Raw genomic sequence first — 7,506 nt, 5'->3', positions numbered from 1 at the left:
CATATTGAGTTTTACAAGGCCGTTATAGCGTTTGACAAGACGCTGATCCAGACCAGAGATGTTAAATTGAAGAGCATGCTCTTCAATTTAACGCAAAGCTCGGAAATTGTGTAGATACCTATGCCCTAAGGGAGAGGGAGTTCCCCCAATAGATTCAATTTAGTATTAAGCAGCTAAAGAAATATCGTTTTTTAATAAAATGAATACTATTTAAATTAAACTCTCTTTATTTGAATAATTAATGTAGTCCCCTCTCCTGAGCAAGTTTTAAAGCACCGCTTTTAAAATGAAGCGCAAGTGAGGGTTAGGGAGAGGTTAATTTAGGCTTTCAATCATTCAAATTCTTATGAATGGGCTTTGGGCAGATTTAAGTTGATCTATTTTATAGCTTCTTTTTTTCTTTACTTTTGAAAGATGAGAAGTGCACTTCGCAAGGGAACAAAAATCTTCTGTTAAGCTGATGATATGTCCCTATATCACAGCCTAACGGCGACACCCCTGTCACCTTAATCGTGACTCTACTCTCTTTTGAACATCTCTAAACTTTAAATAAACTATAAAAAAAAGCTGCTCTAGAGCAGCTTTTTTATGTCTAAATAATTTAGAACACTTTTAACAGTACCCAGTACAAACCGCCTGATAAACAGATGGTCGCTGGCAAGGTAAATACCCAGGCAGACAGAATGGTTTTCACCATCTGGAAATTCAGTCCCGACTTGTTTGCCACCATGGTACCGGCTACTGCAGAGTTCAGTACATGGGTAGTGGATACTGGCATACCGAAGCCATCTGCCGCAGCAATGGTCGACATCGCAACAAGCTCGGCAGACATGCCCTGTCCATAGGTCATATGTTCTTTACCAATACGCTCACCCACGGTCACAACAATACGCTTCCAGCCCACCATGGTACCTAGACCCAGTGCAAGCGCAACTGCAACTTTCACCCAGGTTGGAATATATTGTAGGAATGAGTCAAGATTATCACGGTATTTATCCACCGTTTTTTCTTGCGCAGCAGACATCGCAGGTAAAGCTTCTGCTTTATCCAGACGTTTAAAAGCGGTTGTGCTCAGGTACATGTCGTTACGGAATTCAGAAACTTGAGCTTCAGGCACATCTTTAATGTTGCTGTAGCTAGCTACTTTCTCACCCAGATGATCCGTCAAACTTGCCAGTGCCGGAATGACTTCAGGGGTAATTTCCTTGGTCTGGATATACTTGGTGATGACAGCACGGGCTTGCTCATCCGGAATATCCTGATGATTTGGATAGATCACATCGGCTGTTTGTGCCGACAACTGGCCAAAAGACTGAATATGCTGGGCATCCAGATTCTTGTTCAACGAGTACGCTAACGGTACACAGCCAATCAGGATCAGCATGATCAGACCCATACCTTTTTGACCGTCATTTGAACCATGGGCAAAGCTCACCCCAGTACAGGTGAAGATCAGCATGGCACGAATCAATGGTGGTGGTGGCTTGTTACCTTCAGGTGGCTGGAACAGTTCCAGTTGACGCTTGAAGATTTTTTTCACCAGCAGGAACACAATCGCAGCAAATACGAAGCCGATTAAAGGCGAAAATAACAGCGCCTTACCGACTTTCATCACCTGCTCCATGTCTATACCTGAAGCGCCAGTACCGGCATTCAGAATATAGTTCATGATGCCCACACCCAGAATCGAACCGATCAGGGTATGTGAACTGGATGCCGGAATACCGAGGAACCAGGTTCCCAGATTCCACAGAATTGCCGCGATCAGCATGGCAAAAACCATGGCAAAGCCTGCTCCGGAGCCGACATTCATGATCAGCTCGACCGGCAATAACGCAATAATGCCGTAAGCGACCGCACCACTGGCGACCATAACCCCAAGGAAGTTACAGAAGCCGGCCCACATCACTGCGACAGGAGCAGAAAGTGCATTGGTATAAATGACCGTTGCCACAGCATTGGCGGTATCGTGGAAGCCATTGACAAACTCAAAGCTCAACGCAATAAAAAGTGCCGTCGCTAACAAAATAACTGAATACAAGCCCAAGGCCGGTACATGCGCTAAATCTGCAGACAACTGGAAGCCGATATAAATCAGCGTAGTGATAATAAGAGTCAGGAACACCGGCATAAAAAATTTCGGTGTGGGCACATGAACATTGGTCGACTTTTGGGAAGCCGACCCGTGTGCTGAATCTACGGGAGTTTGATTAGGATTCATGCAAGCAGGAATAGAGGATTCAAGAATCCCCATATTGTTCAGTTAAATTGTGACAATTATATGACAAACTGCTGTCATATGAAGCAATTATTTGGATTTTCTTGCTGCTATTCGTCCTGTTTAATTCCGACTAAAACACTAGATTTTGATTTTATAAATCATTTACTTAAGATAAGATTCCAGCTTCTTCAAGCTTAAAAACTCAACATATTTTGCTACCAAAACGATTTAAGCCCTGCCTGTCATCAAGCTAAGCAAAAGTTTCATTTGCACAGCATAAGCCATCAATATGACAATTTCATGAATGAAAGCATCAGCTGAATTTTCTGATTTTGTTTCCTGCCTCAAAGACATCGAATCAGATCCAAGATTGCAATATTTTCTGCTCCGGATTTTAAAACTTGTTGTTTTTCTAGATGACTTATCAAATTTTCATATCATGCTTATCCATCATTCTGAGCAATGTCAGCAGAAATCAGCCAACTAATCTGCTAAGATTAGCGTCGTTTTTTTTGATTTCTGCTGAGAAAGTTTGAATGTCTACACTTACCACTTTAAAAGAACTTCTTGCCAAAAGAATTTTAATTATCGATGGTGCGATGGGTACCATGATCCAGCGCCATAAACTGGAAGAAGCCGATTATCGTGGTGAGCGTTTTGCTGACTGGGCCTATGATCTCAAAGGTAATAATGATTTGCTGGTACTGACTCAGCCACAAATCATTCAAGGCATTCATGAAGCTTACTTGGAAGCTGGTGCTGACATTATTGAAACTAACACCTTTAACGGTACCCGCGTTTCAATGTCGGATTACCACATGGAAGATCTGGTTCCCGAGATTAACCGTGAAGCAGCGCGTCTGGCCAAAGAAGCCTGTGCCAAATATTCAACGCCGGAAAAACCACGCTTTGTGGCAGGTGTGATTGGTCCGACATCGCGTACCACTTCTATTTCTCCAAATGTGAATGATCCGGCGTTCCGTAACATCACCTTTGATGCTTTAAAAGTTGACTATATCGAATCAACCAAAGCCTTGATCGAAGGTGGTGCAGACATCATCCTGATCGAAACCGTGTTCGATACCTTGAATGCCAAGGCTGCCATCTTTGCGGTGAAAGAAGTCTTTAAAGAATTGGGCTATGAACTGCCAATCATGATTTCAGGTACGATTACTGATGCATCAGGTCGTACTTTGACTGGTCAAACCGCTGAAGCTTTCTGGAACTCGATGCGCCATGCAGAGCCACTTTCTATTGGCTTTAACTGTGCGCTTGGTGCAGATGCGATGCGTCCACACGTGAAAACCGTGTCTGACGTTGCCAATACCTTTGTTTCAGCGCATCCAAACGCTGGGTTGCCAAATGCCTTCGGTGGTTATGATGAAACGCCGGAAGAAACTGCCGCTTTCATTAAAGAATTTGCAGAAAGTGGCTTAATTAATATTACCGGTGGTTGCTGTGGTACTACGCCAGATCATATCCGCGCGATTGCAAATGCTGTTGCAGGCATTACCCCTCGTCAAATTCCTGAAATTGAACCGGCTTGTCGTTTAAGCGGTTTAGAGCCATTTAACATCACCAAAGATTCACTGTTCGTGAACGTCGGTGAACGTACCAACGTCACCGGTTCAAAAAAATTCCTGCGTCTGATTCGTGAAGACAACTTCGCCGAAGCGCTTGATGTTGCCCGTCAACAAGTTGAAGCCGGCGCGCAGATCATCGACATCAACATGGATGAAGGCATGCTCGATTCGCAAGGTGCGATGGTGCATTTCCTGAATCTGATTGCTTCTGAGCCGGATATTTCACGTGTGCCAATCATGCTCGATTCTTCTAAATGGGAGATTATCGAAGCGGGCCTGAAATGTGTGCAAGGTAAAGCCGTGGTGAACTCGATTTCCCTGAAAGAAGGTCATGACGAGTTTGTCGAACGTGCCCACCTCTGCCGTCAATATGGTGCTGCGGTCATCGTGATGGCATTTGATGAAGATGGTCAGGCGGATACTGCTGCGCGTAAAAAAGAAATCTGCAAACGCTCTTATGATGTGCTGGTGAATGAAGTGGGCTTCCCGTCTGAAGATATTATCTTTGACCCGAACGTCTTTGCGATTGCGACCGGTATTGAAGAACACAACAACTATGGTGTGGACTTTATTGAAGCGACTGGCTGGATTAAACGGAACCTGCCAAATGCGATGATTTCTGGTGGTGTGTCGAACGTATCGTTCTCATTCCGTGGAAATGAACCGGTGCGTGAAGCGATTCACTCGGTGTTCCTGTACCATGCCATTCAGCAAGGCATGACCATGGGTATTGTGAATGCCGGTCAGATGGCGATTTACGATGACATCGATAAAGAGCTGAAAGAAGCCGTTGAAGATGTTGTTTTAAACCAGAACCAGGGTGAAAGCGGTCAGGAAGCGACCGAAAAACTGCTTGCTGTTGCTGAAAAATACCGTGGTCAAAGTGGTACGCAAAAAGCCGAAGAAAATCTTGAATGGCGTAATGAGTCTGTTGAAAAACGTCTTGAATATGCATTGGTAAAAGGCATCACGACTTATATCGACCAGGATACCGAAGAAGCACGTTTAAACTCTACACGCCCATTAGATGTGATTGAAGGTCCATTGATGGCAGGTATGAACGTGGTCGGCGACCTGTTCGGTGCCGGTAAAATGTTCTTGCCACAAGTAGTCAAATCAGCACGCGTGATGAAACAGGCTGTGGCGTGGTTGAACCCTTTCATTGAAGCCGAGAAAACTCAAGCTGAAGCTAAAGGTAAAATCCTGCTGGCTACGGTGAAAGGTGACGTACACGACATCGGTAAGAACATCGTTGGCGTAGTATTAGGCTGTAACGGTTATGACATCGTTGACCTTGGCGTGATGGTGCCATGCGAAAAGATTTTGCAAACTGCGATTGATGAAAAAGTCGATATCATCGGTTTATCTGGTCTGATTACGCCGTCTCTGGATGAAATGGTGTTTGTTGCCAAAGAAATGCAGCGCAAAGGCTTTAACATTCCGTTAATGATTGGTGGTGCGACGACTTCTAAAGCGCATACCGCAGTGAAAATCTCACCGCAATATCATAATGATGGCGTGCTTTATACCGCGGATGCTTCGCGTGCCGTGGGTGTAGCAACACAGTTGCTCTCTCCTGAGATGAAACCAAAACTTTTGGCTGACTATGCAGCGGATTATGAAAAAATTCGTACCCGTCTTGCGAACAAGCAACCGAAAGCGGCGAAATTGTCTTATCAAGAATCGGTTGAAAACGGCTTTAAGATCGACTTCGACAAGAATGCACCTGTCAAACCAAATTTCATTGGCTCACAAACATTCACCAACTATCCTTTAGAAACCTTGGTGGAATATTTTGACTGGACGCCATTCTTTATTTCATGGAGCTTGGCGGGTAAATTCCCAAAAATCCTTGAAGATGAAGTGGTGGGTGAAGCAGCGCGTGACTTGTATGAACAAGCGCAAGCAATGTTGAAAGACATCATCGAGAATAAACGTTTCGATGCGCGTGCGACGTTTAGCATTTACCCTGCAAACCGTGTAGCAGCAGATACAGTTGCGGTTGTGGATGAAACAGGCAATGTAACGCACAGCTTCGAGCATTTACGTCAGCAATCTGACAAAGTGACTGGCAAAGCAAACTACTCTCTGGCTGATTTTGTTGCGCCAAAAGATGTAGCTCAGGATTACTTGGGTGGCTTTACGGTTTCGATCTTTGGTGCGGAAGAACTTTCGCAAGAATACAAAGCCAAAGGTGATGACTATAACGCGATTATGGTTCAAGCCTTGGGTGACCGTTTTGCCGAAGCATTTGCAGAGCACTTACACGAACGTATTCGTAAAGAGTTCTGGGGCTACCAAGCAGACGAGCAACTTTCAAATGAAGATTTGATTAAAGAGAAGTATGTGGGTATTCGTCCTGCACCGGGCTACCCTGCTTGTCCTGAGCATTCTGAAAAAGCGCCATTGTTTGATTGGTTAGGTACAACCGACAAGATTGGAACTTACCTGACTTCTAGCTTTGCAATGTGGCCACCTTCATCAGTCAGCGGTTTCTACTATGCAAACCCTGAAACTGAATACTTTAACGTGGGTAAAATCTCTGGCGATCAGCTGGAAGATTATGCGAAGCGTAAAGGCTGGACATTGGATGAAGCGAAACGTTGGCTAGCGCCGAATTTGGATGATTCTGTGGTTTAAAAATCTACTAGTTTAGATTAGAAAAAATCCCCTCGAGTGAGGGGATTTTTTGTTTAAATCTTTTAATCTCCCTAAATCCCTCTTTAAAAAAGAGGGACTTTCACGTATCAAATTTATTACGTGACAGCTCCTCCTTTTTTAAAGGGAGGTTGGGAGGGATTAAATCCAATCGGATGATTCTCTCATTCGTGGATGAGATATATATTCAATCTCAGTTGTAATTTCTATTGATTTAACTTGTGAAATACTCAAGCCGAGCATCGAATCCTTATTCCATGAAAAATAAATCGTATTATTGCCAGCAGAAATAGAGCTATCTATCCCCCCATTAGTAACTTCAGGAAATAAAATAATATTATCAGCAGAAGGTAATTGTACTGATTTTAAAAAAATCCCATGAATTTGATTTCCAAATTTCACTCTTAAATACTCAAAAAAGTATTGGCTTATTAAATAATCAAATTTTCCGCTTTCAAGTTTTGGTTTAGATACATTTGCTATTAATTTTTTAAAAAAAACATAAACATCCAATTTTTCTAAATAGTTTTCGTCTAAATGATGAGGGTACAAACCGTTTGCTAATTTGTTTAGATTTAATAATTTGAGTTCTACTCTATTAGAAAATTGAGCAATGCCAACATATTGCCCAACTAAAGCTCTTATTTCAGCAACACATGCCATTTTAGCTGTAGATAAATAAAGAGCTGAAATTCCAAAAGGTGTCATTCTTTGATCACTAGCTAGGAACACAGGTACTAATCCAAATTTATCTCTGATATTTTTTGCAATTTCTTCATTTTCTTTTTCATATTCAATTGCTAGATCATTTTCGTTAATTTCTTTCAGTAAAGCTTTACGACTATCAAAACTTCTGCCTCTATATAAAATTGTATTAGGTCTGATAATACTCAAAAGTGAATCATTAATACGTCCAACATTTATTAAGTATTCGAAAGTATGATCTAAAAAATCCTTTAGTTTTGAGTTGAAAAATCTAAATTCATGTTTAAAACTTTTTTGGATACTTTCCCATTCAAACTCTTTATCACAACCTTCATACTC

The 7,506-nt window shown here is 42.5% G+C and carries 3 protein-coding genes; 1 reads left to right on the top strand and 2 read right to left on the bottom strand.

The features are described from left to right. Window positions 1-601: 601 nt before the first annotated feature. On the bottom strand, window positions 602-2,221 hold the full coding sequence (locus tag WAK81_RS04650) for an inorganic phosphate transporter (RefSeq protein ID WP_422195879.1): 1,620 nt from the start codon (window positions 2,219-2,221) through the stop codon (window positions 602-604). 536 nt (window positions 2,222-2,757) lie between these two features. On the opposite strand from WAK81_RS04650, the gene metH reads away from it, so the two are divergent. Next, window positions 2,758-6,444, top strand: coding sequence for a methionine synthase (gene metH / locus WAK81_RS04645; protein ID WP_422195878.1), 3,687 nt, complete (start codon window positions 2,758-2,760; stop codon window positions 6,442-6,444). 159 nt (window positions 6,445-6,603) lie between these two features. Here the strand turns inward: metH and WAK81_RS04640 are convergent. Further along, window positions 6,604-7,506 (bottom strand): RES domain-containing protein (locus WAK81_RS04640; RefSeq protein ID WP_422195877.1); only part of this gene is annotated, 903 nt, incomplete at its 5' end.

The organism is Acinetobacter sp., from assembly GCF_049284435.1.
Lineage (GTDB): Bacteria > Pseudomonadota > Gammaproteobacteria > Pseudomonadales > Moraxellaceae > Acinetobacter.
The sequence above is the reverse complement of the archived record's forward strand: the minus strand, read 5'-3'. Positions and strand labels throughout refer to the sequence as shown.

Excerpts from the sequence above, each read along its gene's own strand:
- WAK81_RS04650 (WP_422195879.1), bottom strand. The coding sequence starts at position 2,221 with ATGAATCCTAATCAAACTCCCGTAGATTCAGCACACGGGTCGGCTTCC.
- metH (WP_422195878.1), top strand. The coding sequence starts at position 2,758 with ATGTCTACACTTACCACTTTAAAAGAACTTCTTGCCAAAAGAATTTTA.